At 50.1% G+C, this 25,673-nt stretch carries 24 protein-coding genes; 21 read left to right on the top strand and 3 right to left on the bottom strand.

Annotated features, from left to right (window positions below):
* Positions 1-7: 7 nt before the first annotated feature.
* The 19 genes from EJL91_RS14625 to EJL91_RS14715 all read left to right on the top strand — a co-directional run bounded on the left by EJL91_RS14625 (position 8) and on the right by EJL91_RS14715 (position 21,595).
* Positions 8-1,411, top strand: a complete 1,404-nt coding sequence (locus tag EJL91_RS14625) for a YfcC family protein (RefSeq protein ID WP_125142690.1) — start codon at positions 8-10, stop codon at positions 1,409-1,411.
* Positions 1,412-2,452: 1,041 nt separating this feature from the next.
* Positions 2,453-3,823, top strand: coding sequence for a sodium-dependent transporter (locus EJL91_RS14630; RefSeq protein WP_125142691.1), 1,371 nt, complete (start codon positions 2,453-2,455; stop codon positions 3,821-3,823).
* A gap of 426 nt (positions 3,824-4,249) precedes the next feature.
* Positions 4,250-5,404 carry a MalY/PatB family protein gene (locus tag EJL91_RS14635; RefSeq protein ID WP_125142692.1) on the top strand — a complete coding sequence of 385 codons (1,155 nt, stop codon included), beginning with the start codon at positions 4,250-4,252 and terminating at the stop codon, positions 5,402-5,404.
* A gap of 68 nt (positions 5,405-5,472) precedes the next feature.
* Positions 5,473-6,600 carry a tyramine oxidase subunit B gene (locus tag EJL91_RS14640; protein WP_125142693.1) on the top strand — a complete coding sequence of 376 codons (1,128 nt, stop codon included), beginning with the start codon at positions 5,473-5,475 and terminating at the stop codon, positions 6,598-6,600.
* 76 nt (positions 6,601-6,676) lie between these two features.
* Complete coding sequence (locus tag EJL91_RS14645; RefSeq protein ID WP_125142694.1) at positions 6,677-8,254, top strand: ABC transporter substrate-binding protein; 1,578 nt, start codon at positions 6,677-6,679, stop codon at positions 8,252-8,254.
* A gap of 36 nt (positions 8,255-8,290) precedes the next feature.
* Complete coding sequence (locus EJL91_RS14650; protein WP_125142695.1) at positions 8,291-9,037, top strand: creatininase family protein; 747 nt, start codon at positions 8,291-8,293, stop codon at positions 9,035-9,037.
* Positions 9,038-9,114: 77 nt separating this feature from the next.
* Positions 9,115-10,140, top strand: coding sequence for an ABC transporter permease (locus EJL91_RS14655; RefSeq protein WP_243125361.1), 1,026 nt, complete (start codon positions 9,115-9,117; stop codon positions 10,138-10,140).
* 3 nt (positions 10,141-10,143) lie between these two features.
* Positions 10,144-11,043 (top strand): ABC transporter permease, encoded by a 900-nt coding sequence (locus tag EJL91_RS14660; RefSeq protein WP_125142696.1) that lies wholly within the window; start codon positions 10,144-10,146, stop codon positions 11,041-11,043.
* Positions 11,044-11,055: 12 nt separating this feature from the next.
* Positions 11,056-12,042: an ABC transporter ATP-binding protein gene (locus EJL91_RS14665; RefSeq protein WP_125142697.1), complete on the top strand. Its 987-nt coding sequence runs from the start codon at positions 11,056-11,058 to the stop codon at positions 12,040-12,042.
* A gap of 5 nt (positions 12,043-12,047) precedes the next feature.
* Positions 12,048-13,055 (top strand): ABC transporter ATP-binding protein, encoded by a 1,008-nt coding sequence (locus tag EJL91_RS14670; protein ID WP_125142698.1) that lies wholly within the window; start codon positions 12,048-12,050, stop codon positions 13,053-13,055.
* Entirely contained in the window at positions 13,052-13,660 is a 609-nt protein-coding gene (locus EJL91_RS14675; protein ID WP_125142699.1) for a hypothetical protein, read from the top strand. Before EJL91_RS14670 ends, EJL91_RS14675 begins: the two co-directional genes overlap by 4 nt.
* Positions 13,661-13,945: 285 nt before the next feature.
* A complete protein-coding gene (gene rsxC / locus EJL91_RS14680; RefSeq protein ID WP_125142700.1) occupies positions 13,946-15,271 on the top strand; it encodes an electron transport complex subunit RsxC in 1,326 nt (441 codons plus the stop codon).
* 13 nt (positions 15,272-15,284) lie between these two features.
* Positions 15,285-16,220 (top strand): RnfABCDGE type electron transport complex subunit D, encoded by a 936-nt coding sequence (locus EJL91_RS14685; protein WP_125142701.1) that lies wholly within the window; start codon positions 15,285-15,287, stop codon positions 16,218-16,220.
* Positions 16,220-16,828, top strand: coding sequence for an RnfABCDGE type electron transport complex subunit G (locus EJL91_RS14690; protein ID WP_125142702.1), 609 nt, complete (start codon positions 16,220-16,222; stop codon positions 16,826-16,828). The genes EJL91_RS14685 and EJL91_RS14690 overlap by 1 nt, the downstream gene beginning before the upstream one ends.
* 15 nt (positions 16,829-16,843) lie before the next feature.
* Positions 16,844-17,674, top strand: coding sequence for an electron transport complex subunit RsxE (gene rsxE / locus EJL91_RS14695; RefSeq protein WP_125142703.1), 831 nt, complete (start codon positions 16,844-16,846; stop codon positions 17,672-17,674).
* Positions 17,675-17,687: 13 nt separating this feature from the next.
* A complete protein-coding gene (rsxA, locus tag EJL91_RS14700; RefSeq protein WP_125142704.1) occupies positions 17,688-18,263 on the top strand; it encodes an electron transport complex subunit RsxA in 576 nt (191 codons plus the stop codon).
* A 15-nt stretch (positions 18,264-18,278) separates the two neighbouring features.
* Positions 18,279-19,070 (top strand): RnfABCDGE type electron transport complex subunit B, encoded by a 792-nt coding sequence (locus EJL91_RS14705; protein WP_125142705.1) that lies wholly within the window; start codon positions 18,279-18,281, stop codon positions 19,068-19,070.
* A gap of 424 nt (positions 19,071-19,494) precedes the next feature.
* Positions 19,495-19,992: a hypothetical protein gene (locus EJL91_RS14710; protein ID WP_125142706.1), complete on the top strand. Its 498-nt coding sequence runs from the start codon at positions 19,495-19,497 to the stop codon at positions 19,990-19,992.
* 337 nt (positions 19,993-20,329) lie between these two features.
* Positions 20,330-21,595: an FMN-binding protein gene (locus EJL91_RS14715; protein ID WP_243125363.1), complete on the top strand. Its 1,266-nt coding sequence runs from the start codon at positions 20,330-20,332 to the stop codon at positions 21,593-21,595.
* A 119-nt stretch (positions 21,596-21,714) separates the two neighbouring features.
* Here the strand turns inward: EJL91_RS14715 and EJL91_RS14720 are convergent, their stop codons facing one another.
* The 3 genes from EJL91_RS14720 to EJL91_RS14730 form a co-directional block, all read right to left on the bottom strand.
* A complete protein-coding gene (locus EJL91_RS14720; protein ID WP_125142707.1) occupies positions 21,715-22,584 on the bottom strand; it encodes a MerR family transcriptional regulator in 870 nt (289 codons plus the stop codon).
* Between the two features lie 407 nt (positions 22,585-22,991).
* Positions 22,992-24,125 (bottom strand): alanine racemase, encoded by a 1,134-nt coding sequence (gene alr / locus EJL91_RS14725; protein ID WP_125142708.1) that lies wholly within the window; start codon positions 24,123-24,125, stop codon positions 22,992-22,994.
* Positions 24,126-24,379: 254 nt separating this feature from the next.
* The gene (locus EJL91_RS14730) at positions 24,380-24,817 is read right to left on the bottom strand and encodes a hypothetical protein (protein ID WP_125142709.1); all 438 of its coding nucleotides are present in this window, start codon (positions 24,815-24,817) and stop codon (positions 24,380-24,382) included.
* 80 nt (positions 24,818-24,897) lie between these two features.
* Between EJL91_RS14730 and EJL91_RS14735 the strand changes: the two genes are divergently transcribed.
* On the top strand, positions 24,898-25,326 hold the full coding sequence (locus EJL91_RS14735; RefSeq protein WP_125142710.1) for a hypothetical protein: 429 nt from the start codon (positions 24,898-24,900) through the stop codon (positions 25,324-25,326).
* Positions 25,327-25,330: 4 nt separating this feature from the next.
* On the top strand, positions 25,331-25,537 hold the full coding sequence (locus EJL91_RS14740; RefSeq protein ID WP_125142711.1) for a hypothetical protein: 207 nt from the start codon (positions 25,331-25,333) through the stop codon (positions 25,535-25,537).
* The last annotated feature ends 136 nt before the right edge of the window (positions 25,538-25,673 follow it).

Below are 25,673 nucleotides of genomic sequence, written 5' to 3' on the forward strand. Positions count from 1 at the left end.
AACGAAAGTGAGCGAGAAGACGAAAAAAGAATTTAAGATGCCGCATACCTTTGTCATCATTGGTGTGATTATCCTGGCGGCAGTTGTCCTGACCTGGATTATTCCGGCGGGAGCGTATGTAAGGGTGGAGAACGCCGAGGGAATCAAGGTAATCGATCCGTCCCAGTTCAGCTATATTGACAGGACGCCGGTGAACCCGTTTTTAATACCGCTTTTTATTGTAAAGGCATTTATCAGTAAGATTGACCTGATGTTAGTGATCCTCTTTGCCGGCGGCGCATTCCACATGGTGACGGAGACAGGCGCTCTTCATGCCATCGTCGCAAAACTGGCCAAGAGATTTTCGGGAAAATTATATATCTTCATCCCGATCCTGACGCTTGTATTTGCCCTGATCTGTACGACACAGGGGGTAAACCTCTTTATTGCTTTTGCTCCAATCATGGTTATGCTGGCAATGGCGATGGGGCTCGACTCCATCACGGGAGCCGCCATCATCCTGTTAGGCGGAGCCGTTGGATTCTCTACAGGCCCGTTAAACATCAACACGACAATCGTGGCGCAGAAGATTGCGGAACTGCCTCCGTACTCAGGCGTTGGCTACCGCTTTGTCTGTTTTGCGGTTTTCTATGTGGTAACCAATATTTACCTGATCCGCTATGCGATGAAAGTGCATAAAAATCCGAAGTTAAGTCCGATGTATGACCTGGATCAGACAAGTGAGTTCAAGGAAAATGCGGATCTTGAAACATTCGGAACCATGGATTTCAGAAAAATTCTGATTATGGTTGCATTCTTTGTATCCCTCATCGCTATTGTTTACGGCGGCATCAAGATGGATTGGGACATGGAAGAAACTGCGGCTATTTTCCTGGGACTGGCTGTTGTGGAAGGCGCAATTGCAGGCTTCGGACCGTCTAAGATTTCAAAAGATTTCCTGGCAGGATGTAAGAAGATGCTGGGAGCCGCATTCATTATCGGTATGGCAAGCGCCATCTCAAGCATCATGAAATCAGGCAACATCATCGACACCGTTGTACATGCCCTGGCAGGCGGCCTGAACGTCGTTCCGGCTATGCTCCAGGCTCCGGCCATGCTGATTGCCAACACGGTAATCAACGTATTCCTGACATCAGGCAGCGGCCAGGCGGCGGCAGTTATGCCGATTATGACTCCGCTTGCGGATCTGCTGGGAATTACAAGACAGACAGCGGTACTTGCATTCAACTTCGGAGACGGATTCTGTAACTACGTGCTTCCTACTTCCACTGCCCTTATGGGAATTATCAGCGCTGCTAATATTCCTTATGACAGATGGATGAAATTTATGTGGAAACTGTTCCTGATCTGGATGGCAACGGGAACTGTGATGCTGATTATTGCACAGGCGATTCATTTTGGACCAATGTGATATAGATTGGGAGAGTGAGAACGCCGCCGGGACGGCCGGGGGGCGGGATGGTGAGAGGGAGTGTATGAGTCTTCAGTCCCGGGGATGGGTATGGCGAGGGGAATCCGGGAGAAAAAATTCCTACGGGGACCCGCTCCCGCTTGTGAAGCGCGCATCAGATGCTAAGCTCGATAAGACCTCGCTAAGCACTGGCGGGGTTCAATGTCCCCTTCGGAAAGTTTTCTCCCTCCTTCCCAGGGCAGTCTGTCGGCGGGACTGAAGACGCGATAGTTTTCGCCATCCCGGAACGCGGCCTGCGGCGGCTGATTTGTTCTGTTTCTTTCAGGGGGAGGCGTATTGTTGAGGGTGCTACGTTTCCACGGATGCTTGGGGAATGACGCCTGGCCGGGATTGGAGAGGTTTGGCAGAGGTTTGGCAGTTGGTCTCTGTACCTGAGCTAGAAGCAGGTTCAAATTATGTATTGGAATCTGTTTTGGATAGAATACAGATTTAGATTTAGTGTTGGATTCTGTTATAGAGTTAGAATCGGCTTTCGGCTTTGCCTTGATTCAGCTTTAGGATTAGAATCTGGCACTATTTTTTTGTCCTAAGAATCCGGAAGAATTTAAAATCACTGTAACCGCGTAGTGGCTGGGAGAATACCGTTCCCCCCACTTGACGAAAGAGACAATCAGCCCCTGAAGCCGGCGGACGGGGCAACACCCTTCCCTGAGTCATCAGTCCCGTCGATAACCTGCCCGGGGAAGGAGGAGAAAAACTTTCCGAAGGGTGACCTTGAAGCCCGCCGGTGCTTGGCGAGGTTCTTTCGAGCCTAGCATCCGCTGTGCGCTTCACAAGCGGGAGCGAGTCCCCGAAGGAATTTTTTTCTCCGGATTCCCCCTCACCACAACATATAAACGGGACTGACGACTCATAAACAACCTCCCACTCCCCCGTCCGCCGTCTTACAGAGGCGTCCTCACATCTCAATTAATACCTTGTCTTTTGATGAAATATATAGTAAACTAGCTAAGATATGTATATTTATAAAGGAGAATGGTAATGGGCAGAGAAAAATTTTCATCACGTCTGGGATTTATCCTGATTTCCGCAGGCTGTGCTATCGGCCTGGGTAATGTCTGGAGATTCCCGTACATAGTTGGTCAGTACGGAGGCGCGGCCTTTGTTCTGATTTATGCGGTATTCCTTGTGCTTCTGGGACTTCCGATTATTATCATGGAGTTTGCAGTGGGCAGGGCCAGCCAGAAGAGTGCGGCGCTTTCGTTTGATGTACTGGAGCCGAAAGGCAGTAAGTGGCATATTGAGAAGTGGTTTGCAATGGCGGGCAACTATATTCTTATGATGTTTTATACAACTGTGGCAGGATGGCTGGTTTTGTATTTTGTCAAGATGGCGGCAGGCGATTTTGTGGGCCTGGATGCGGACGGAGTGGCAGGAGAATTTAGCGCAATGCTATCGAATCCGTCCCTGATGATTGGGTTTATGGTGCTCTGCGTTGTATTCTGTTTTTCCATCTGTGCCATGGGACTTCAGGGCGGAGTGGAGAAGATTACGAAGCTTATGATGGTCAGCCTTCTTGTGCTGATGGTAGTGCTGGCAGTGAATTCCGTGAGAATGGAAGGCAGCCGTCCGGGACTGGAATTCTATTTAAAACCTGACTTTAACAAGATAAAGGAAGCGGGAATCGGTGAGGTGGTATTCGCCGCCCTGGGACAATCCTTCTTTACGCTGAGTATCGGTATCGGAGCGCTGGCAATCTTCGGAAGTTATATTGGCAAAGAGCGGAGACTGACCGGAGAAGCGATCAGCGTTACAATTCTTGACACTTTTGTGGCATTTATGGCCGGACTGATTATTTTCCCAGCCTGTTTTGCGTACAATATTGAGCCGGGACAGGGACCCAGCCTGATTTTTATCACGCTGCCGAATGTATTTAACAACATGCCGGGCGGAAGGTTCTGGGGAACGTTGTTCTTCCTGTTTATGTCCTTTGCAGCGGCCTCCACGGTTATTGCCGTATTCCAGAATATTGTTTCCTTTGCAACGGATCTGACCGGATGCAGCGTAAAGAAAGCAGTAGTTGTCAATATGATTGTTGTTACGCTTTTATCCCTCCCTTGTGTGCTGGGATTTAACTTGTGGAGCGGTGTAACGCCGTTTGGCCCCGGATCTACAATCCTCGATCTGGAGGACTTTATCGTCAGCAACAATCTGCTCCCTCTGGGAAGCCTTGTGTACCTTTTATTCTGTACCAGCCGCTATGGTTGGGGATTTAAGAACTTCACCAAGGAGGCGAATGAGGGAAAAGGCATCAAGTTCCCGGCATGGGCCAGAGTTTATGTTTCTTATGTAATACCACTGGTTGTCCTGTATATTTTCTTCCAGGGATACTGGTCTAAATTTTTTGCATAATTTGGAATGGACAGAAATCGTTTAATTGAATAAAATCAGCCTGAAGGCAAGAGGAAAGTGCATTTTTGTGCATTTTTCCTCTTGCCTTTTTAATATCACGGGAAAGCGCTCCTATGATCTTAAAAAGCCCTCCGGTCAGGATCGCACTGCGGCGGAAAGGAATTATGCCGCTAAAGCCACCTGCCGCAGAGTCTGCAGTTATCGGATAACGATGAAAATAAAACCAGATATAAGAATGATATATTATACTATTAAATAAAAATTAATATAAAACGACAAAATATACAGAATATATATTGACAAATATGGTGTGCGGTGATATAAAATAACTAAGATATAAAGTTTAGCAGATTAACTAAAAAGAAGCTAAACATAGAAGTACATAAATACAAAAGCAGATAAATGATTAGAGATGGAGGAGCGTGTATGTATAATTTTGATGTGCTTTTACAGCGCAGGCATACGGACAGCACGAAGTGGGACGCCCTGGGACGTGATTACGGCAGAGATGATTTGATGCCGTTCTGGGTGGCGGATGCCGACTTTCCGGTGCTGCCGGATATCAACCGGGCAATCAGGGAGCGGGCGGACGACGGAATGACGTTTGGATATACATTTGCCGGTGACGGGTATTACGACAGCATCATTTCCTGGAACCGGGACCGTCACGGCCTGGAGCTTTTAAAAGAGCATCTGCTTCCCGCTCCGGGCGTGATAACGGCGCTTTCGGTTGTGCTCCTGGCTATTGCGGGGAAAGGGGATAAAATCCTGTTGAACCCTCCGGTTTATTCCCCGTTTTTTACAGTTGTGAAAGGGCTTGGGTATGAACTGGCGGAATCGCCCCTCCTGTACCGAAACGGCAGATATGAGCTGGATTTTGAGGACATAGAGAAGAATTTTAAAGAAGGAGTTAAATATTATATTCTGTGCAGTCCCCACAACCCGGTGGGCAGGGTGTGGAGCGGGGAGGAGCTTAAACGGCTTACGGCTCTCTGCAGGGAATACGGGGTGCTGATTATTTCAGACGAAATCCACTACGACATTGTATATCCCGGACACCGCCATACCACGATTTTACAAGTGGATGAGGACGCGATCATGATTACCGCCCCCAGCAAGACTTTCAATATTGCAGGGCTGAAATCGTCGGTCATCATTATAAAGAATGAGAAGCTTCGCCGGAAGGTGGAAGATTTTGCGGCCAGCATGCACCTGTACATCAATCTGTTTGCCTACAGGGCGACGGAAACCGCCTATGAGAAGGGCGGTCCCTGGGTGGATGAGATGATTTCCTATCTGGAAGGAAACGCCCGTTTTGTCCTGGATTATGTGAAAAAATATCTGCCGGAGGTGAAGGCCTCCATGCCGGAGAGCACTTATCTGATGTGGATGGACTTTTCCGGATACCGGTTTACCGAGGACGAGCTGTTCCACAAGATGCGGGATGAGGCGAAGGTGGCGCTGAACTTCGGCTCGGAATACGGGCAGGGTTATGAACAGTTCCTGCGCCTGAACATCGCCTGTCCCCGCGCTTATCTGGAGGAGGGGATGGAGCATATCAGAAAGGCGCTTACGGCATAGCGCGGCGCATAAAAACGCAGTTCCGGTATTTTACAAAAAAATATTGGGAACAGAATGGAGGGCATTTTATGGAACGGAAACAAGTGGGATTCAGGTTCTTATCCGAACCTGACATGATTAAAGCGGGAGTGCTGGACGTCAGGAAATGCGTGGAGGTGATGGACGACACATTTAAGCTGCTGGGAACGGGTGATTTTGTGATGGGCGGTTATAATCAGAGCAGTCATGGCTGTATGCTCTGGTATCCGAAGGAAACACCCTTCCCTAATATGCCGGTGGCCGGGCCGGACCGGAGGTATATGGCGATGCCTGCCTACATAGGCGGACGATATAACTGCTGCGGCGTCAAGTGGTACGGATCCAACATCACGAACCCCAAAGAGAGGGGTCTTCCCCGTTCAATTCTCATGGTGGGGCTGAATGATGTGGTGACGGGGGAACCGCTGTGCATCATGTCGGCTAATCTTCTGAGCGCGATGAGGACGGGCAGCGTACCCGGCGTGGCGGCTAAATATCTGGCAAAGAAGGATGCGGAGTCCCTCGGCGTCATCGGCTGCGGCGTCATCAGCAGGGCATGCGCAAGGGGAATCTTAAACAGCATGCCGGGGGTAAAACGGCTGTATTTAAATGATATTGTCAGGGCCAGCGCGGAGGCGTTCGCTGAGGAATTCCGGAAAGAATATGAGATAGAAATTATTATAAAAGACAATCTCAGGGATACAGTCGTGGATTCCGATGTCATCAGCGTCGCAGCGGCAGGGCCGGTGCCCGTTGTCATTGACAGGGAGTGGCTGAAGCCGGGCTGCCTGTTTACGGCCACCGGCCATGCAGAGCTGTCCGAGGAATGCTGGCTGGAAAATCAGGTGGTTTTCGACTACTGGCCGATGCACGAGGTATGGTACGACGAGGGCAGGATGCATCCGGACGGAATTGAGAGCACGAAAGACTGGGCGCCCAGCTACCAGATGCTTAAGATGATAGAGCAGGGGAAAGTAAAAGCGGCAGACATGATGAGCCTAAGCGACGTTGCGGCGGGGAAGATAAGTCCGAGAAAGTCCGAAGATGAGAAAATTATTTTCATATCCGGCGGCCTCCCGGTGGAGGATGTTTCATGGGGGTACACTCTGTTCGAGGAGGCGGTCAGACAGGATCTGGGTACAATGCTGACACTCTGGGATCAGGCGCACTGGCTGTAGGGGTACGGAGTGGACAGCAACGATAAACAAGTTAACCATTAATTTACATATCAAACAAAGGAGAAGGAGAGAGGTTATGAAAAAAACGAGATTGTTTCTGACAATGCTTTTGGCGGCCGGCGTTCTGGCGGGCTGTTCCGGTAAGAGTGAAGCGCCGGCAGCTTCCGAAGCGGGAACCGGCAGCGGCACCGAGGCCCCGGCGGGGGAGACGGCGGGGAATGCGGCTGTTAAGGACGAAGTGATTGCAGTGCTTAAGGGGGAACCTTCCAACATCGATCCTCACGGAAACACAGAGCTTGTGGCTATGACCACCCAGGTACAGATTTTTGAGACTCTGGTAAAAAAAGATGAGGAGGGTAATATCGTTCCCGGACTTGCGGAGAGCTGGGAACAGATAGACGATAAGACGATCCGTTTTAAACTGAGGGACAATGTATATTTCCACAACGGTGAAAAGCTGACGGCGGAGGATGTGGCCTACACGATTAAGAGGGCCACGGAAAAACCGTCCAGTGCATCCATTTTTGCCTCCTTTGACGCCGATAACACGAAAGCGGTGGACGAACTGACCGTGGATGTTACGACGAAAGCGCCGTTTGCGGCCGTATACAATTACCTGACTTCGACGAGGGGCGGCATTGTGAGCAAAAAAGCGGTGGAAGAGATGGGAGACGACCAGTTCGGACGCAGTCCCGTAGGAACGGGACCGTTCGCATTCGATAGCTGGGTGAGCGGAACAAACATTACCTTAAAGCGCAATGATAATTACTGGGGAGAAAAACCGGCTTATTCCACCCTCACTCTGAAGTTTATCACGGAGACGGCAAACAGGGCGCTGGAGATCGAGTCCGGCAATGCCGATATCGTACTGGATCCCGACACGGGCGACCTGGACAGACTGGCGGAGACGGACGGACTGAAAGTGGTGTCCGGAGACAGCTACGGCATGTCCTATATCGTATTTTCCATGGATGATGAGGTTCTGGGCGATGTGAGAATCCGGCAGGCCCTGTCTATGGCCCTGGATCTCGACTCCCTGGTGGAGACGGTATATGGGAGCTATGCGACGGTCAGCGAGAGCGTTATGCCGTCCACCGTATTTGCCTATAAATCCCAGGGAAAGCATGAATATAATATAGAGAAAGCAAAAGAGCTTCTGGAGGAAGCAGGCTACGCGGACGGACTCACAATTGAACTTAATCTTCCAAACGGCTCAGAGCAGCAGAACATCGGAGTCATCGCACAGAACATGTGGAAAGAGATCGGCGTGACGGCTAATATTTCCACCGCATCCACCTCCGAGATTATAGCAGCCGGCAGACGCGGTGACAATCAGGTTACGATTATGGCGGCAACTTACTCCACAGGCGATCCGGGACACGCCCTGGCTGATTTTGACACGAGAAGCGACGGATTTTTCAGGCCGGTGGATAAAAAGATTGACGAGCTTCTGGACAAGGGAAGCGCCGCCTACGATTCAAAGGAGAGAGCGGCCGTTTACGAGGAACTTCAGGACTACATTTACCACCAGTATTACATGATAGGCGTGGCAAACAAGACGGTGAATTACGTGATTACGGACCAGGTGGAAAACTTCTACTGTGATCCGGGCAATATCCCATCCTTTGCAGGCGTCACCGTAGCCGAACAGTAATTAAAAAACGTCTGGAGAAAAACAGGAGGTAAGATTTTGGATAAACTGATTATGAATAACCTGACCTGGCCGGAACTTGAGGCCGAGATGGAACATATTAAAGTCGCTCTGGTGCCGGTAGGTTCCTGTGAACAGCACGGCCCCAATACTACATTTGCGACCGACGCGGCCAGAGCGGCCGCGTACGCGGAGAAACTGGCGGAGCGCTGTAAAAATAAGGTGGTGGTCTTCCCCTGCGTGCCGTACGGGCTGTCCCTCCACCACATGGATTTTCCCGGCACCGTGACGTTGCAGGTGGAGACGATGATGCACCTGCTGGTGGATATCGGCGTTTCCATTGCGAAACACGGAATCAGAAAGATCCTGTTTTTAAATGCACACGGCGGCAATTTTCCGGCTCTGGAAGGCGCGGTGATTAGTTTAAAGCAGAACCATGAAATTGATGCCTACTGGTCGGCGGTCGGCTCGGAAATTTCCCTCGGAGGGCTGACGGGACTGCCGAAGCTGATTGGCCATGCCTGTGAAGTGGAGACCAGTTCCTGCCTCTATCTCTGTCCCGAGACGGTGCGGAAAGAGCGCGTGCCGGGAATCATGCAGGACAGCATGCTGACCCATGATTCCTTTGTAAAAGGCGGAGCCGCCTGGAGCTGGAAAAACGACGCATCGTTAAACGGAGCCCTGGGCGACGCCAGAAAAGCGACCTATGAGATAGGAAAGAAGATGACGGAGGCCTCCCTCGAATACATGGAACAGATCGTAGATGAGATTATCGCCCGCCCATAAAGCGGACGGTAACTCCGGCCGGCCAGACCAATAGCAAAAGACCTGTGCGCTTAACGGCAATGCGGAAGGAGAGTTTAATGAGCAAGTTTATATTCAAACGTATACTGGCGCTGATTCCCGTCATGCTTGGCGTCTCCCTGATTATTTTCAGCCTCCTGTATTTTACTCCCGGGGATCCCGCGGAGTATATGCTGGGAATGGATGCCACCCAGGAAAATATTAATACGCTCCACCGTGAGCTGGGACTTGATCAGCCTTTTCTGGTACAGTATTTCAATTACATAAAAAACATTGTGACAAAATTTGATTTTGGAAAATCCTATACGACGAAGCAGTCGGTATCCATCGAGATTCTCCAGAGAGTGCCGGCCACCGTGACGCTGGCGGTTTTAAGCGTCTCCTTTGCTACGGTCATCGGGGTGGTGACCGGAGTGATAGCGGCGGTGAAGCAGTATTCCATCTTTGATAAGATAGCGACGGTGTTCGCCCTGACCGGCGTGTCCATGCCGAACTTCTGGACCGGCCTGATGCTGATTATCATTTTTGCGGTTCATTTTAAGGCGCTTCCGCCTTCGGGGTTTGATACGCCCCTGCATTGGATCCTGCCTTCCCTGACTGTGGGAATGGCGTCCAGCGCCACCATCATGCGCCAGACGCGATCGGCGATGCTGGAGGTCATCCGCCAGGATTATATTACAACGGCGCGTGCAAAGGGGCAGAAGGAGATTGTAATCGTGTTCCGCCATGCGCTTAAAAACGCGCTGATTCCGATTATCACCGTTGTGGGAATTTCCTTCGGAGGCATGCTCGGCGGCGCGATTCTGGCGGAGTCTATTTTCTCCATACCGGGTATCGGAAAGCTGATGGTGGATGCCATCAATGTAAAGAATTATCCGATGGTGCAGGGCGGAGTCCTGTTTATCGCGTTCGCTTTCTCCATCGTCAATCTGCTGGTGGACATCCTGTACGCCTTTGTGGATCCGAGAATTAAGTCACAGTATAAGAACTCCGGCCGGAAAGCGGTTCCGGCCGGGGCATCAATGCAGGCCGGTAAGAACAAAAACACCGGTGCGGCAGAAGAGAAGACGGGAAAGGAGGAATAACATATGGCAGGCACAGCAGAAGCGGCGGTAAATGATGCGTTCGATTATTCCTCCATTAAAAAAGAGGGACTTTTTACCCAGACCTGGAACGGACTGAAGAGAAACAGGCTGGCAATGTTCGGTCTGGCGTTAATCGTCATCCTGATCCTGATTGCGGTATTCGCTGATTTTATTGCCCCCTACGGCGTGGATGAGCAGGATCTGACCAGGAAATTCATGAAACCCTGCGGTGAGCACTTATTCGGCACCGATGAATTCGGCCGCGACATTTTCAGCAGAATCGTGTACGGCAGCCGCTATTCCCTGATGATAGGGGCCGTGGCGGCGACTTTATCGGCCGTAATCGGCATGCTGGCCGGTTCTCTGGCCGGTTTCTACGGCGGAAGGACGGACAATATCCTGATGCGTCTGATCGACATCATGCTGGCTATTCCGAGCACCCTTTTGGGAATTTCAATTGTAGCGGCCCTTGGAAACGGAATCAGGAATGTGATTATCGCCGTTGCAATCGGAGCCGTCCCGGCTTATGCGAGAATTGTCAGGGCCTCGATTCTCTCGGTGAAAGAGCAGGAATATATCGAAGCGGCCCGTTCCATCGGCGCGTCGGATTACCGTATTATTATGAAACACATTCTTCCAAACTGTCTGGCTCCGATTATCGTCCAGATTACAATGAGCGTTGCCAAAGCTATACTGGAGGCGTCGGCCTTAAGTTTCATCGGCCTGGGCGTACAGCCTCCTTCGGCGGAATGGGGGGCCATGCTGTCAGCGGGACGCGCTTATATAAGGAAGGCATGGTGGATTGTCACATTCCCTGGCGTTGCTATTGCCATGATTATCTTCGGCCTGAACCTGTTTGGAGACGGCTTAAGAGATGCCTTGGATCCCAGACTGAAAACGTAAAGGAGGAACGAAATGAGCGAAACTATTTTATCGGTCCGCGATTTGTCGGTTCACTATGTTAAGGAAAAGAGCGTGGTGAAAGCCGTAAATCACCTGTCGTTTGATCTGGTCGCAGGGGAAACTCTGGGCCTTGTGGGAGAGACGGGAGCGGGCAAGACGACGACGGCCCTCGCTATTATGAACCTTGTTCCAAACCCGCCGGGAAAAATCGTAGGCGGGGAGATCGTATTCCAGGGAGAAAACGTCCTGACGAAGTCAAAGCACGAGCTGCGGAAAATGAGGGGCAGGGAAGTCTCGATGATTTTCCAGGATCCCATGACATCCTTAAACCCGGTAATGACGGTGGGGGATCAGATAGCGGAGGTGGTGCGGCTCCACAACCAGTGCTCACCGGCCGAGGCCTCCGTCCGCGCCCAGGAGATGCTTCAGATGGTGGGAATCAATGCGGAGCGCTATCAGGATTATCCCCATCAGTTTTCGGGAGGGATGAAGCAGAGGGTGGTGATCGCCATTGCCCTGGCCTGCAATCCCAAACTTCTGATCGCCGATGAGCCGACAACGGCGCTGGATGTGACAATCCAGGCCCAGGTGCTGGAGATGATGACGGAGTTAAAGAATAAGCTGAATACTTCGATGATTCTGATTACCCACGATCTGGGAGTCGTCGCCCAGGTCTGCGATAAGGTGGCTATTATGTATGCCGGTGAAATCGTGGAGTACGGCAATCTGGAGGATATCTACGACCATGGGGAGCATCCGTATACAATCGGCCTTTTCGGTTCCATTCCGGATCTCGACAATGACACGGAACGCCTCAGCCCCATCTCGGGCCTCATGCCGGATCCGACAAACCTTCCGTCGGGCTGTTCGTTCAGCCCAAGGTGCCCGCACTGTACCGGGCGGTGCCTGGCGGAAGATCCGTCTCTCCGGGAGACGGCGCCCGGCCATATGGTGAAATGCCATCTGCCGCAGCAAAACGGCGGAAGAAGGGAGGAGTAAGAGATATGGCGGCACTGCTTGAAGTAAAAGGACTTAAAAAGTATTTCAGCACCCCCAAGGGGATGCTGCACGCGGTGGACGATATAAGCTTCACCCTGGAACAAGGGAAGACACTGGGGATCGTGGGGGAGTCGGGATGCGGTAAATCGACGCTCGGCCGGGTGCTGCTGCACCTGCTGGAACCCACGGAAGGAACCATTCTGTTTGACGGCAAAGATATCTCAAACCCGGGACGCCATGCAATGAAGGAACTTCACCAGGAGATGCAGATGATCTTCCAGGATCCCTATTCCTCCATCAATCCCCGCATGACGGTCAGCGAGATCATCGGAGAACCGCTGAAAATATTCAAAATGTGTGCATCCTCATCCGACTATGACCGGGAAGTGCTGAAGCTGATGGATACGGTAGGCCTGGCAGGAAGGCTATACAATACATACCCCCACGAACTGGACGGCGGCCGCCGCCAGCGTATCGGGATTGCCAGGGCGCTGGCGCTGAATCCCAAATTCATCGTCTGTGACGAACCGGTATCAGCCCTGGATGTGTCGATTCAGGCGCAGATCCTGAACCTGATGCAGGATTTGCAGGAGGAGAGGGGCCTTACCTATATTTTTATCACCCATGACCTGTCTGTGGTAAAACACATTTCAGACGACATAGGGGTGATGTACCTCGGCCAGATGGTGGAGATGTGTGAGTCGAAGGAACTGTTCAGGAACCAGCTCCATCCGTATACAAAAGCGCTTCTGTCCGCGATTCCGCGTCCGAAGATCCATCAGAAGACGGAGCGGATCCTGCTGAGGGGCGAGATCACTTCGCCGATCAATCCGGGCGACAAATGCCGTTTCTGCAGCAGATGCATTTATGCGCAGGAACAGTGCTTTACTTCAGGCCCGAAGCTTGAGGAGGCGGGAGACGGCCACTACATAGCCTGCCATTACTGGAAGGAGATAGCGGACGGATCGCTGAAACCGCAGACGGCAAAGAAGCTGCGGGAGGAGGCCGGATGATACTTCCTTCCATCAGGCCGGTCAACCAGCTTAATTATGCCTGCGTGCCGTATCCGACAACGCTTGAAAGAGGGGAGCGTTTACAAAAACCTTATCCCAGCGTGGCCGTGGCGGGCTGCGGCCTGTGCTGTATCTGTATGATGGTGGAATTGATGACGGGGAAGCTTCTTCCTATCAAAGAGTGTATTGAGCTGTCCGTGGAATCGGGGGCCAATGTTTTCGGCACCGATATGAAGCGGCTGGGAGCCGCAGCGGCGAAAGTGTACGGGCTGCGGTTTGAGACAGCGGAAGGAATGGATGCTCTGCTTAAATGCCTGGGAGAAGGCGGCTGCGCGGTGGTGAACGTGGGGAGAAAGAACGGTATTTTCTCCGACGGAGGCCACTTCCTGTTTGCGGCCGGGATGGACGGGGACGGAAAACGACGAGGTGCGGACGGCACGGAGCGGATATGGTTTCTGGATCCCTCTTATACAAAACAGAAATACGAAAGGCCGGACCGCCGGGAAAAAGTAGAATTAAAGGAGCCGTACATTGGGGCCGAACCGGGCACGGTGGAAATGGAATGCGCCTTCCGTCATCCGGCATTCTACCTGTTTTACAGGTAAAAAATTGTTAAATAACAATACGAAGAATAGGCTGCTATGGGAAATTTATGGCAGCCTTTTTTGTCGTTTCTGTATGAAACACCAGTCGAAAAAAATAAATTTTGTATTAATTTTTATACAAAAATCGGTCGATTATCTTAAATTTCCCAATTGTTAAAAACTTTTACCTATGCTATACTATACGCGATAGCTTTTAACCCTGGAAGTGATAAAAAATTCACGAAAATCTGATAAAAAATTCACATCCGGGAGAGAAAATCTAACTAGAGAAAGAGGGTTTATTTGATGGGTTTGGCTACATTTATAGGCGGCATTCATCCTTATGAGGGAAAAGAACTGTCTGAGGATAAACCGATCCAGGTAATCGCTCCTGAAAAGGGCGAAGAGATGGTATATCCGCTGTCCCAGCACATTGGCGCTCCTGCAAAACCGCTGGTTGCCAAAGGCGACCAGGTACTGAAAGGTCAGATTATTGCAGAAGCCGGAGGCTTTATTTCCGCCAATGTTTTAAGTTCTGTTTCCGGTACGGTAAAGGGGATCGAACCGAGACTGGTAGCGAATGGTGCAATGGTACAGTCTATCATCGTAGAGAACGATGGGGAAGAGAATGCGATTGAAGGTTTTGGTAACGAGAGGGATTACACAAAGCTTTCTAAGGAAGAAATCAGAAATATCATTAAAGAAGCCGGTATTGTCGGCTTAGGCGGAGCCGGTTTCCCAACCCATGTGAAGCTGACGCCGAAGGATGAGGCTGCCATTGATCACGTGATTGTGAACGGCGCAGAGTGCGAGCCTTACCTGACCAGCGACTACCGTGTGATGATGGAGCGTCCGGAACAGATTATCGGCGGACTGAAAGTCATCCTCCAGTTATTCGACAATGCAAAAGGAATCATCGGCATTGAGAATAACAAACCGGAAGCGATCAAGAAACTGACGGAGATGGTAAAGGACGAGCCGAGAATTGAGGTATGTCCGCTGCTTACCAAGTATCCGCAGGGCGGCGAGCGTACCCTGATTTATGCCGTTACCGGAAGAGAGATCAATTCTTCCATGCTGCCGGCAGACGCAGGCTGTGTTGTTGACAACATTGACACTGTGGCTGCTATTTATAATGCAGTCTGCAAATCTACGCCGCTGATGCGCAAGATTATCACGGTAACAGGCGATGCTGTAGCGAATCCTCAGAACTTTGAGGTGAGGCTGGGAACGAATTACAACAGACTTAAAGAAGCCGCAGGCGGATTTAAGGAAGAACCAGAGAAGATGATTTCCGGCGGGCCTATGATGGGCCAGGCTTTATTCAGCCTTGACTTCCCGGTAGCCAAGACATCTTCCGCACTGACTACATTCACCAAAGACCAGGTTGCAGCGATGGATCCGACTCCGTGTATCCGGTGCGGCAAGTGTGTGGACGTATGTCCAGAACACCTTGTGCCGCAGATGATGATGGACGCCGCGGAGCGTCACGACATGGAAAAATTCCAGAAGCTGAACGGTATGGAATGTGTGGAATGCGGCTGCTGTGCATATACATGCCCGGCCAAGAGACCGCTGACACAGGCATTCAAAGAGCTGCGTAAAGCAGTGGCGGCCAGCCGCAGAAAGTAGGAGGTGTGAAGAAATGGGAAAATTATTTAACGTATCGTCATCACCTCATGTAAGAAGTAAACATTCCACCCAGGCAATCATGTTTGACGTGGCAATTGCAATGCTTCCTGCATCCATTTACGGTGTATGGCAGTTCGGTATGCACGCACTTCTTGTACTGATTGCTACAGTTGTATCCTGCGTACTTTCCGAATATATTTTTGAGAAACTGATGAAAAAACCGATTACCGTTTATGACGGCAGCGCCGTTGTTACCGGTATGATCCTTGCGCTCAACATGCCTCCTCAGATTCCGGTCTGGATGCCATGCCTGGGCGGTGTATTCGCCATCATCATTGTAAAACAGATGTACGGCGGTCTTGGCCAGAACTGGATGAACCCGGCCCTGGCGGCAAGATGTTTCCTGCTTATTTCATTCGCAGGCAAGATGACCACATTTACCGAACCTTTCTCCGACGCGGTAGCCAGTGCAACTCCAATGGCTATGTTAAAGGCAGGAGAGCAGGTGGATGTAACTGCTATGTTTATCGGACGTATCCCCGGAACCATCGGTGAGGTTTCCGTGATTGCGCTGTTAATCGGCGCCGCTTATCTGGTATTCAGAAAGGTTATCACACTGCGTATCCCGCTTACATATATTGCAACGGTTGCAATCTTTGCCGCAATCTACAGCGGATTCGATGTAAGCTACATTCTGGCCCATGTATGCGGCGGCGGTTTAATTTTCGGTGCCTTCTTCATGGCAACGGATTATGTAACAAGCCCGATTACACCAAAGGGACAGTATGTGTTCGCTATCGCCCTGGGACTTCTGACAGGCCTCTTCCGTATCTTCGGCGGCTCTGCAGAGGGTGTTTCCTATGCGATTATCTTCTGTAACATCCTGGTTCCGTTAATCGAGAAGTTCACCCTTCCGACTGCATTTGGAAAAAAGGGAGGTAAGAAATAATGGCAGCTAAATCCGGATTTATGAAAGACGCCTTTATCCTTTTTGCAATCACCCTGATTTCCGGTATTGCGCTGGGAGGCGTATATGAAGTGACAAAAGGCCCGATCGAAAAGGCCACAATTGAAGCAAACAACAAGACTTACAGGGGTGTGTTCCCGGAGGCTTCCTCTTTTGAGGAGTCAAGCGAAATCAACCTGGAAGAATGCAATACACAGCTCGCGGCGGCCGCTTTCGGCGGTGTCGGCGTTGAGACCGTTATGGTGGCAAAAGATGACGCGGGCAGTGACCTCGGATATGTAGTCAATTCCTATTCCAATGACAGCTACGGCGGAAAAGTAGCCATCTCCGTCGGCATCAAGGAAGACGGAAGCATTACCGCCATCGGTTTCCGCGAGATCAGCGATACGCCAGGCCTGGGCCTTAAGGCAAAGGAAGACGCGTTCAGAACCCAGTATGACGGTAAGACCGCTACGGAGCTCACCGTTGTAAAGGGCGGCAATGCCGGCGATGCTGAGATCAATGCCATCAGCGGCGCGACTATTACGTCCAAGGCAGTAACCAATGCGGTAAATGCAGCCCTGTACTGCAAACAGAATTTCATAGACTAACAGGAGGTGGGAGATATGAACAAATATACAGAACGTATTACAAACGGTATTATTAAAGAAAACCCAACCTTCGTGTTAATGTTAGGTATGTGTCCGACCCTGGCAGTTACAACATCTGCCGTCAACGGTCTGGGCATGGGACTTTCCACAACAGCCGTTCTTGTATTTTCAAACTTAATTATTGCGGCGCTGCGTAAGATTATTCCGGATCGCGTGCGTATTCCGGCATTCATCGTTATCGTAGCCAGCCTGGTAACCGTAGTCCAGCTTTTGATGCAGGGATATGTGCCTTCCCTCTACGCATCGCTGGGTATCTACATTCCGTTAATCGTAGTTAACTGTATCATCCTTGGCCGTGCAGAGTCTTACGCTTCCAAGAATGATGCGATTTCCTCTCTTTTCGATGGAATCGGAATGGGTCTTGGATTCTCCATCGCCCTGACCCTGATCGGTATTTTCCGTGAATTCCTGGGCGGCGGAGCTTTCTTCGGCAAACAGATTATTCCGGAAGATTTCCACATTTCGATCTTTGTGCTTGCTCCGGGTGCATTCTTTGTCCTTGCAATCCTGACAGCGCTCCAGAATAAGTTCAAAGCTCCTTCTGCAACCAACGGTTCCGTGCCTCAGTCCAATCTGGCATGCGGCGGCAACTGTGCAAGCTGTGCGGGTTCCGCATGTGCAGGAAACCATCTGGCGCTGGCTGAGAAAGCGGCAGAGGAAGCGGCTAAGGCGGCGGCAGCGAAGAAAGCTGCGGCAGAAAAAGCCCTGGCAGCTAAGAAGGCAGCCGATGAAGCGAAAGCAAAGGCGGAAGCCGAAGCTGCAAAAGAACCTGAGAAAACAGAATAGGAGGAATGGATAGATGAAAGAATTACTATTAATTGCCATCGGCTCAGCCCTGGTAAATAACGTTGTATTAAGCCAGTTCCTCGGTATCTGCCCATTCCTTGGCGTATCCAAAAGGGTAGAGACATCAGCAGGCATGGGCGCTGCCGTAATTTTCGTAATTACGATTGCATCCGCAGTGGCAAGCTTAATCTATGATCACATTCTGGTGCGTTTCGGTATGGAATACCTCCAGACCATCGTGTTCATCCTGGTTATTGCGGCTTTAGTACAGTTCGTAGAGATGTTCCTTAAGAAAAATATGGTTTCCCTGTATCAGTCGCTTGGTGTATACCTTCCTCTGATTACAACAAACTGTGCCGTTCTCGGTGTAGCATTAACAAACGTACAGAAAACCTACAACTTTGTAGAGAGCGTTGTAAACGGCGTCGGTATTGCGGTTGGATTTACTATTGCAATCGTGCTTCTGGCCGGTGTGCGTGAGAGAATCGAGTTCAACGATGTACCATATAATTTCCAGGGATCCCCGATTACGTTAATTACCGCAGGTCTCATGTCAATCGCATTTTTCGGATTTTCCGGATTAATTTAAGGGGGGAGACGAAGGATGAATATAACTGGAATTATTATTGCGGCAATCATCGTTGGCGCCACCGGTATTATCATCGGTGTGCTCCTCGGAGTTGCCAGTGAGAAATTTAAAGTAGAAGTAGACGAAAAAGAAATTCTTGTCAGGGAAGAACTTCCGGGCAACAACTGCGGCGGCTGCGGCTTCCCCGGTTGTGACGGTCTCGCAAAAGCGATTGCCGAGGGCACTGCCCCGGTTGACGCCTGCCCCGTCGGCGGAGCTCCCTGTGCCGAGAAAATCGCAGCCATCATGGGTGTGGAAGCCGGCAGCAGCGAGAAGATGGTAGCCTTTGTAAAATGTAAAGGCACCTGTGACAAGGCAAAATCTCAGTATAACTATTATGGTATCAAAGACTGTAAGATGGCGGCTGTCGTTCCGGGTTCCGGCGACAAAGCCTGCACTTACGGATGTATGGGATTCGGTTCCTGTGTAACCGCCTGTCAGTTCGACGCGATTCACGTGATCGACGGCATTGCAGTCGTAGACAAAGAGAAGTGTGTGGCCTGCGGCAAATGTGTGGACGCCTGCCCGCAGCATCTTGTTGAACTTGTTCCGTATAAGGCAGAGCACCTGGTACAGTGTAATTCCCACGATAAGGGACCGGCTGTCAAGGCAAAATGTGACAACGGCTGTATCGGCTGTACACTCTGTATCAAACAGTGCGAGGATGACGCCATTCATATGGATAACAACCTTGCGGTAATCGATTATGAAAAGTGTACCAACTGCGGCAAGTGCGCGGCGAAGTGCCCTGTAAAGATTATTAAATAAGAAAGCGGACGGTGCAGGCGCGGCAATGCGCTTTCATTAAAGGCTGGGAAGAACGGAAAGCACGCTCTGTGGGGCGTGCTTTTTGCTGCGTTGATGGAGGAAGGAGAACGCCGCCGGGACGGCCGGGGTTCGGGATGGTGATGGTGAGGGTATGAGTCTTCAGTCCCGGGGATGGGTATGGTGAGGGGGAATCCGGGAGAAAACATTCCTATGATTGACCGCGGGTAAAGAATGAATTATAATGAAAGACAACCATGATGAAAAGAACAGTGCAGCTGACGCGCCATCACATGATGCACCTGCCCGAAAGCGCTGCAATTAAGGAATTTATTAAGAAGGAACAGACAGACCGGACGCAGTAGTCCGCCGGACGGAACTACTGCCGTCTGCCGGGCAAAACGGCGCCGGGATAAGGAGGTTGAACATGGAACACAAACCGGGAGCTGATAGCTCACAGAAAAATAAGAAACAGAAAGAAACGCTTTTAAAAACAGTTGATGCGCTGGGAAAACTCAGGGCGTCCCTCAAGGAAGCCGGATTCAATCCCAAGGAGCCGGACCTGAAAACCGCCTGGGAAGTATTTAAAAAATTTAACCGTCTCCGTTTTGACTGTTCCGACGACAGCCTGCTCTTTGAGGTGGGAGTGTATGATGTAACGGGAGAAGAGCAGTTTTATCTTTCCATGGTAAGACAGTTTACTATAGAGGTGGACGGGGAGTACGATTATATGGAACAGATCCACCTGGATCTCATCTACCCGGCCGACGGCCGGCTCGGCAGTCTGAATGAAACACTCTGGACTTATGATTTTGACGATGACGTCCCGGCTTTCATTGCGGCGGTGGAAGAGTCCCCGGCGTTTAAAATTCCGCTGGAAGAGTATCATGCCCTGGCGGCTGATATTTATCAGGATGAGATATAGGGAGTATCATGATGGTTTCATGGCTGGAGGATGCGCCGTAACTATATCTGGAAAGCGGAAGCTGAATACGGAATTGGCGGAAAACGAATAAAATAAAGGTATCCGGCCAGACTAAGGGCAAAATATTCCCGGTCTGGCCGGATATTTTGATTGGTGTCGGAAACAGGATAAAGCTATCCGTCGGTTCAAGGATTGTAAATTTTTCCTATATTTGCAAAAATATATAATTTCTATAAAATTTATTGAATATCATGCCATGTTCCTGTATACTATTCGGGGGAAGTTTTCCCATGTATCAGAAACACCAGCCGATGAAAAAGGAAAGGATTCGAGAAACGTGAAGAAAAACGACAAGAACAACGGAAAGAACAATATGGCGGCAGGACTTGCCGGGGCAGGAATCATGATTGTACTGGCGGGAGGACTGATTGCGTTTTCAGGGCCTCTTTATAAATCCATAGCGGGCAGAAACCTGCCGGTGTCGGATGTGCCGATTTATAATGAAGGAACTTACGAGGGGAGTGCAAGAGGATATGGCGGACCGATTACCGTGACCGCCAGATTTTCAGAATACGGAATAGAGGATGTTAAAGTGAACGCTCCGGATGAAACGCCGGAGATTGGAAAGGCGGCGGCCGTGAAGCTTTCAAAGGATATCTGGATGAAGCAGACTCACAGTGTAGACAGCGTATCCGGCGCCACGATGACCAGCAATGCGGTCAAGACGGCCATGGCCAGCTGTGTGCGCGGAGCGGTGAAAGAGGGCACCGAACTGGCTGCGATTATTGAGCAGGAGGTTGCCCAGGAGAATGCCGAAAAAGCCCTGCCCGAGGTGGCTGAACTTTTGAATGAGATAGAGGACGGAGCCTACGTTTACCGCGACGCCGAGCCGGATGAAAACGGTTTTTATAACGAAATCAGAATTGAAATAAGTGGAAATAAAATTACGCAGCTCGTATGGGATGCCGTACAGACGGACGGAACGGGTAAAAGACAGATGTCCGAAGCAGGCGAGTATACGATGACGGAAAACGGTCCGAAGTGGTATGAACAGGCGGATGAGCTGGCCCGCTATGTGATGGAGCACCAGACGACGGAAGGCCTGATGAACGACGGAGGAACCTCCGATGCGGTTTCCTCGGTCAGCATCCACATCGGAGGATTTATCGACTGCCTGAAAAAATGCCTCCTTCTGGCAAAAGGCGACACCTCCCACATGAGCCTTGATGCGCTTTTGGCGGCTGCGGACGACGGAGAGTATTCCTGGAAGAGCGGGCAGGCCGACGACAACGGCTTCTGCGACGCGATTTCCATGACGGTAAAGGATCATAAAATCATTGAACTCAAATGGGATGCGGTGAATGCAGAGGGGACCGGAAAGAGACAGCTTTCCGAAGAGGGGCAGTATACGATGACGGAAAACGGTCCGAAGTGGTATGAGCAGGCGGATACGCTGGCCGGATACCTGGTGGAGAACCAGACGGAGCAAGGCCTCCTTTCGGATTCCGGCTACGCAGGCGATGCGGTTTCCTCCGTCAGCATCTATGCGGGAGGATTTCTGGAAGCGGTGAAACAGTGCCTGCTGAATGGGCCTGTTTTATAATCAGATTAAAATAAGAAGGTTAAAATAAACAAATTAAGATAAGCAAATGCCCTGCAGAGACAGAATTTACTGTCCTTGCAGGGCATTTATACAGGCTTTTTGCGGCTGCTTTTTATCCGTCATTGCCGCCTTTTAAGATACTCCTTCAGGGCGCGGCTGATAAATGCCGATGCGCCGGTTCCGTATTTTTTATCGGTCACCTCGGTAAAAGCGGGGGAGGCCACGTAAGTGTCGGCCATAAACTGCCAGTAGTTTTCTCCCATATCGATGCCTTTATTGCATTCCCGGGTAAAAGAAATGAGTTCTTCGGTAATCGCCATGATTTCCGCGGATGAAGTGTCTTTACTCAAATCGGCGGTCAGTCTTCTGGTAATTTCATCGGTCTTTTCGATAAGGCCGTCCACCACCTCCGGGGCAATGGATGGGCCATCCGACAGGAAGGTCTGGAAATTTTTTTCCATTGCCTTTGTAAAATTTTCAATGCTTCCGAACTGTTTGACGGCTATTGCGGCAATTTCATCTTCGCGAGATTTTAAATCCAGGAGCATCTCGTCAAAGCGCTCCATGCCGCCCATCTGTTTTTCGATTTTTTCCGGTTCTGTTTTTTTAAATTCTTCCAGAACGGTGAAATACCGTTCCATATCAAAATTACTGAAATCCATACACGTTTCTCCTTCGATCAGCTTATCCAGAAGTCCCAACAGGGAAGTCAGCCTGTCACGTTTCATCTGTATCAGTTCGCGCTGCTTTATGAAGGTTTCCGTTTTATCGAACCCGGGACTCTCCATGATGACCTTAATCTCTTTCAGGGTAAAATCGAGTTCCTTAAAAAACAGAATCTGCTGCAGCACCTCCAAAGCACGGTCATCATACAGACGGTATCCTGCATCCGTTACCTCCGATGGTTTAAACAGTCCAATCTCGTCATAAAATTGAAGGGTCCTTACGCTGACACCGGTCAGCGATGAAACCTGTTTTACAGTCATCATATTACCTGCCTCCTGTTATTTCCTTATTTGCTGTCTGTCTGCTTATATACTAACTAGATATTTACACTCTGCATATTTACGGGCGAATCCTACCGGTATGATTCTTTGAAGATAGAGAGGAAGTTATGCATGAAACTTTCCTTCTGATATTACTATACAGTATCACGGTACGTGAGGGTCAATACCTGTTTTATATTTTGTAAAAAATAATGCGTGTTACCGGTATCCAGTCACAAAAATAGCAGGCGGGCTGTATCCGGCTGCTATTTTATCTATCGAGTATTCATTTTTTTTCAGGCAGGTTTTACCGGAACAAAGAGTTTTGCTTTCACTGTCAAACCCATAAGCAGTTTCTCTGTTTTTAGATTGTCCTGTTTTTGTGAGATGCCGTTATGAGTAAAGATTATCTACTCCTGATCTTTGTATATTTTCACCGGGCGTTCACTGATGTTACAGAGGTAAACGACATAGGAATTCTCTGTGATCTTTTCCAGGTCAAACGCGTCGATTTTTTCCTCACCGTCCCGGCCGATCAGCGTGACCGTATCACCGATTTCCGTTTCTGGAATATCCGTGATATCTAAGAACGTCTGATCCATACAGACGGAAATGATGGGGGCGCGTTTGCCGTGAATCAGCACATAGCCGCCCTTTTTTCCTAAATCTTCCAGGTAGCCGTCCCCATACCCGAAGCTGGCAATTCCGACTACGGTGTCGCGCTTTGCCGTAAAGCTTCTCCAGTAACCCATGCTCCTTCCGGCAGGGACATATTTTTTATTGGTAATAAATGTCTTCCAGTCCAGCACCGTTTCCAGGCCCAGACGGTTTTCCTCGTCGAGGCAGGGATCATAACCCAGCCAGAGGAGGCCTGTCCTCACCATATTATAGTGGGCTTTTTTGAACCGTACCGTGGATGGGGTATTGGTGGCGTGGACGTAGCGCGGGTGAATGCCTCTTGTCCGTATCTGTCCGACCGCCTCCTCAAAATCCCTGATCTGCTGTTCGGTAAATTCCGGGTTGGCTACCTCGGCCTCGCCGAAATGGGTGAAAACGCCTTCGATTTCCAGTCCCTCAAGGGGCAGGATGCCATCCAGGAGATCCTCAAGCTGCTCTCCCTTTTCTACGCCGATGCGTCCTAATCCAGTGTCTATCTTTATATGGACGCGGGCCTTTTTGCCGCTTTTCAGAGCCAGTCCGGACAAAAGCGCGGCATCCTGAGTGCGGAAGACCGGAAGAATGAGATCCTCCTGCACCGCATAGGGCAGATTGTTAATCGGCACTCCTCCAAGCACCATAATCTCCGCGCGGTTTCCGGCTTCCCTCAGCGCCTGCGCCTCGCGCACCTGGGCTACGGCCAGTCTTCTGATATTACATTCGCTTATCAGCCAGTCCGCGGTGCGGATCAGGCCATGGCCGCATGCGTTCGCCTTCAGCACAGGCATAATTTCCACATCCGGCCCTACGTGTTTTCTGATTTTTTCCATGTTGGACCTGATTTTTGTCAGGTCGATAGTGATGAATGAATTCCCCGTTTCGTTCATAATAATTCCTCCCCATTTTTTGGTTTCCCGCTGTGTGAAGCGCCTTTTACCGTTCCGAACCGGTCGCAGCCACTGCGCAGAAACCAGAACATGCGTCCATTATCTCACTGTGTTTGATAAAATACAATAAAAAACAGAAAAATCAGAAAAATATGTTAAAAAATGGACAATTTAACAGGGACAGAAAATTCTGTATTGCCCGGAATTTTCTGTCCCTGTTTCCGCCCTTATCGCCTGGCGCGGTGTGTTTTGCATCAATTTGATGAAGCTTTGTCCAGCGCGGTACGGATTGCACTTACCAGCGCCTGTGAAGTATACTGGCTGCCTTCGGGATAGGAGAGGTTTTCCAGCGACTGCGTCTGGCAGATCTGCTCGGAAAGCTGGGCGATTGACGGAGCCATCAGCGGGTACATGGTTGCGACTGAATCGCTGAGAGGGGAGAAGCTGATGGAATTGATATGATCCGCATCTACGGCTACTTCCACATTGACATTCTGGCTGCCAAGGACAAGAGAGGCTGTGTATACGCCCGGTATGTACTGTACACTGTCGGATGCCGTCTGGGCGGCGTCTTTTTTCGGATGGAACATGATAAGGAATAACGTTACCAAAAGGATCCCCAGACCGATAAAGATGGCAGTGTAAATAATTTCCTTCATGCGCAGCACTACTATTTTTGTTTTAGAGCTCATAAAAAGCCCTCCGGATTTGTTTATTACAATCTATTACCGAAAACATGTTTTTATGCAAAAAGCAGGAAGGCAAATGAAACATGATTGGAAAATGGGATGAATATGGTATAATGGAAAATAGCTTTCGAAACTATAAGAGGAAAGGGCAGAAGAGTATGACAGAACAGCAGAAAAAGGGGCAGATTTATATAATTGGAGTAATTGCGGGCGGAGCGGCTGCGGAACTGTGCACCGTTGCAGTTTCGGTTAATTTGATAAGGATTATTCTGAGCTGCATTGTCTGGTATTTTCTTTACCAGGGACACAGGTGGGCTAAATACCTGCTGACTGCGCTGAACGGCATAGCGGCCGTGTTCGGTGCCTTTACTGTGACGGGATTTGTGCTGGGAGGCATGGTTTCGTTTTATGTGTGGGTATTGTTTTTCATCACGACGATCTATATGGTCAGTGTGCTTATCCTTGTGGTGTCAAAGGATGCGAAGGCATTTCTTGACAGGAAGAGGAGTTGAAAATGTGGAAGGGAACGGCCGTTGGTCTTTGAACAGCAGCCGTCAAAGTAATGCGGCAGTCCCTTATGGGGGCTTCGGCGATGTAGACGGAAAGAAACGCGTGGTGTGGGTGAAGACGTGGGAGGAGGCGATGGATCTTCTGAGGAAAGACCACGGAGAAGGGACGAAAGCCGGGATTTTTTCCGACGGGACGATACAGTATTTTGCATAGGCGCAAATGATATCGGACCACTTGCGTGTATCATGTACAGCACTGGAAATCCCGCACTGGAAATCCCGGATTAACAGCATGAAACGTGTTATTTTTATAACGCAGAGCGGTTTGGCAGTAACAACAATTACAAACG

The organism is Clostridium transplantifaecale, assembly GCF_900626075.1.
Lineage (GTDB): Bacteria > Bacillota > Clostridia > Lachnospirales > Lachnospiraceae > Otoolea > Otoolea transplantifaecalis.

Bases quoted from the DNA above. Each gene is read 5' to 3' on its own strand.
- EJL91_RS14685 (WP_125142701.1), top strand. From the start codon at position 15,285: ATGGGAAAATTATTTAACGTATCGTCATCACCTCATGTAAGAAGTAAA.
- EJL91_RS14670 (WP_125142698.1), top strand. From the start codon at position 12,048: ATGGCGGCACTGCTTGAAGTAAAAGGACTTAAAAAGTATTTCAGCACC.
- alr (WP_125142708.1), bottom strand. From the start codon at position 24,125: ATGAACGAAACGGGGAATTCATTCATCACTATCGACCTGACAAAAATC.
- EJL91_RS14705 (WP_125142705.1), top strand. From the start codon at position 18,279: ATGAATATAACTGGAATTATTATTGCGGCAATCATCGTTGGCGCCACC.
- EJL91_RS14645 (WP_125142694.1), top strand. From the start codon at position 6,677: ATGAAAAAAACGAGATTGTTTCTGACAATGCTTTTGGCGGCCGGCGTT.
- EJL91_RS14640 (WP_125142693.1), top strand. From the start codon at position 5,473: ATGGAACGGAAACAAGTGGGATTCAGGTTCTTATCCGAACCTGACATG.
- EJL91_RS14630 (WP_125142691.1), top strand. From the start codon at position 2,453: ATGGGCAGAGAAAAATTTTCATCACGTCTGGGATTTATCCTGATTTCC.
- rsxE (WP_125142703.1), top strand. From the start codon at position 16,844: ATGAACAAATATACAGAACGTATTACAAACGGTATTATTAAAGAAAAC.
- EJL91_RS14655 (WP_243125361.1), top strand. From the start codon at position 9,115: ATGAGCAAGTTTATATTCAAACGTATACTGGCGCTGATTCCCGTCATG.
- EJL91_RS14735 (WP_125142710.1), top strand. From the start codon at position 24,898: ATGATTGGAAAATGGGATGAATATGGTATAATGGAAAATAGCTTTCGA.
- EJL91_RS14730 (WP_125142709.1), bottom strand. From the start codon at position 24,817: ATGAGCTCTAAAACAAAAATAGTAGTGCTGCGCATGAAGGAAATTATT.
- EJL91_RS14660 (WP_125142696.1), top strand. From the start codon at position 10,144: ATGGCAGGCACAGCAGAAGCGGCGGTAAATGATGCGTTCGATTATTCC.
- rsxA (WP_125142704.1), top strand. From the start codon at position 17,688: ATGAAAGAATTACTATTAATTGCCATCGGCTCAGCCCTGGTAAATAAC.
- EJL91_RS14675 (WP_125142699.1), top strand. From the start codon at position 13,052: ATGATACTTCCTTCCATCAGGCCGGTCAACCAGCTTAATTATGCCTGC.
- EJL91_RS14635 (WP_125142692.1), top strand. From the start codon at position 4,250: ATGTATAATTTTGATGTGCTTTTACAGCGCAGGCATACGGACAGCACG.
- rsxC (WP_125142700.1), top strand. From the start codon at position 13,946: ATGGGTTTGGCTACATTTATAGGCGGCATTCATCCTTATGAGGGAAAA.
- EJL91_RS14720 (WP_125142707.1), bottom strand. From the start codon at position 22,584: ATGATGACTGTAAAACAGGTTTCATCGCTGACCGGTGTCAGCGTAAGG.
- EJL91_RS14710 (WP_125142706.1), top strand. From the start codon at position 19,495: ATGGAACACAAACCGGGAGCTGATAGCTCACAGAAAAATAAGAAACAG.
- EJL91_RS14665 (WP_125142697.1), top strand. From the start codon at position 11,056: ATGAGCGAAACTATTTTATCGGTCCGCGATTTGTCGGTTCACTATGTT.
- EJL91_RS14690 (WP_125142702.1), top strand. From the start codon at position 16,220: ATGGCAGCTAAATCCGGATTTATGAAAGACGCCTTTATCCTTTTTGCA.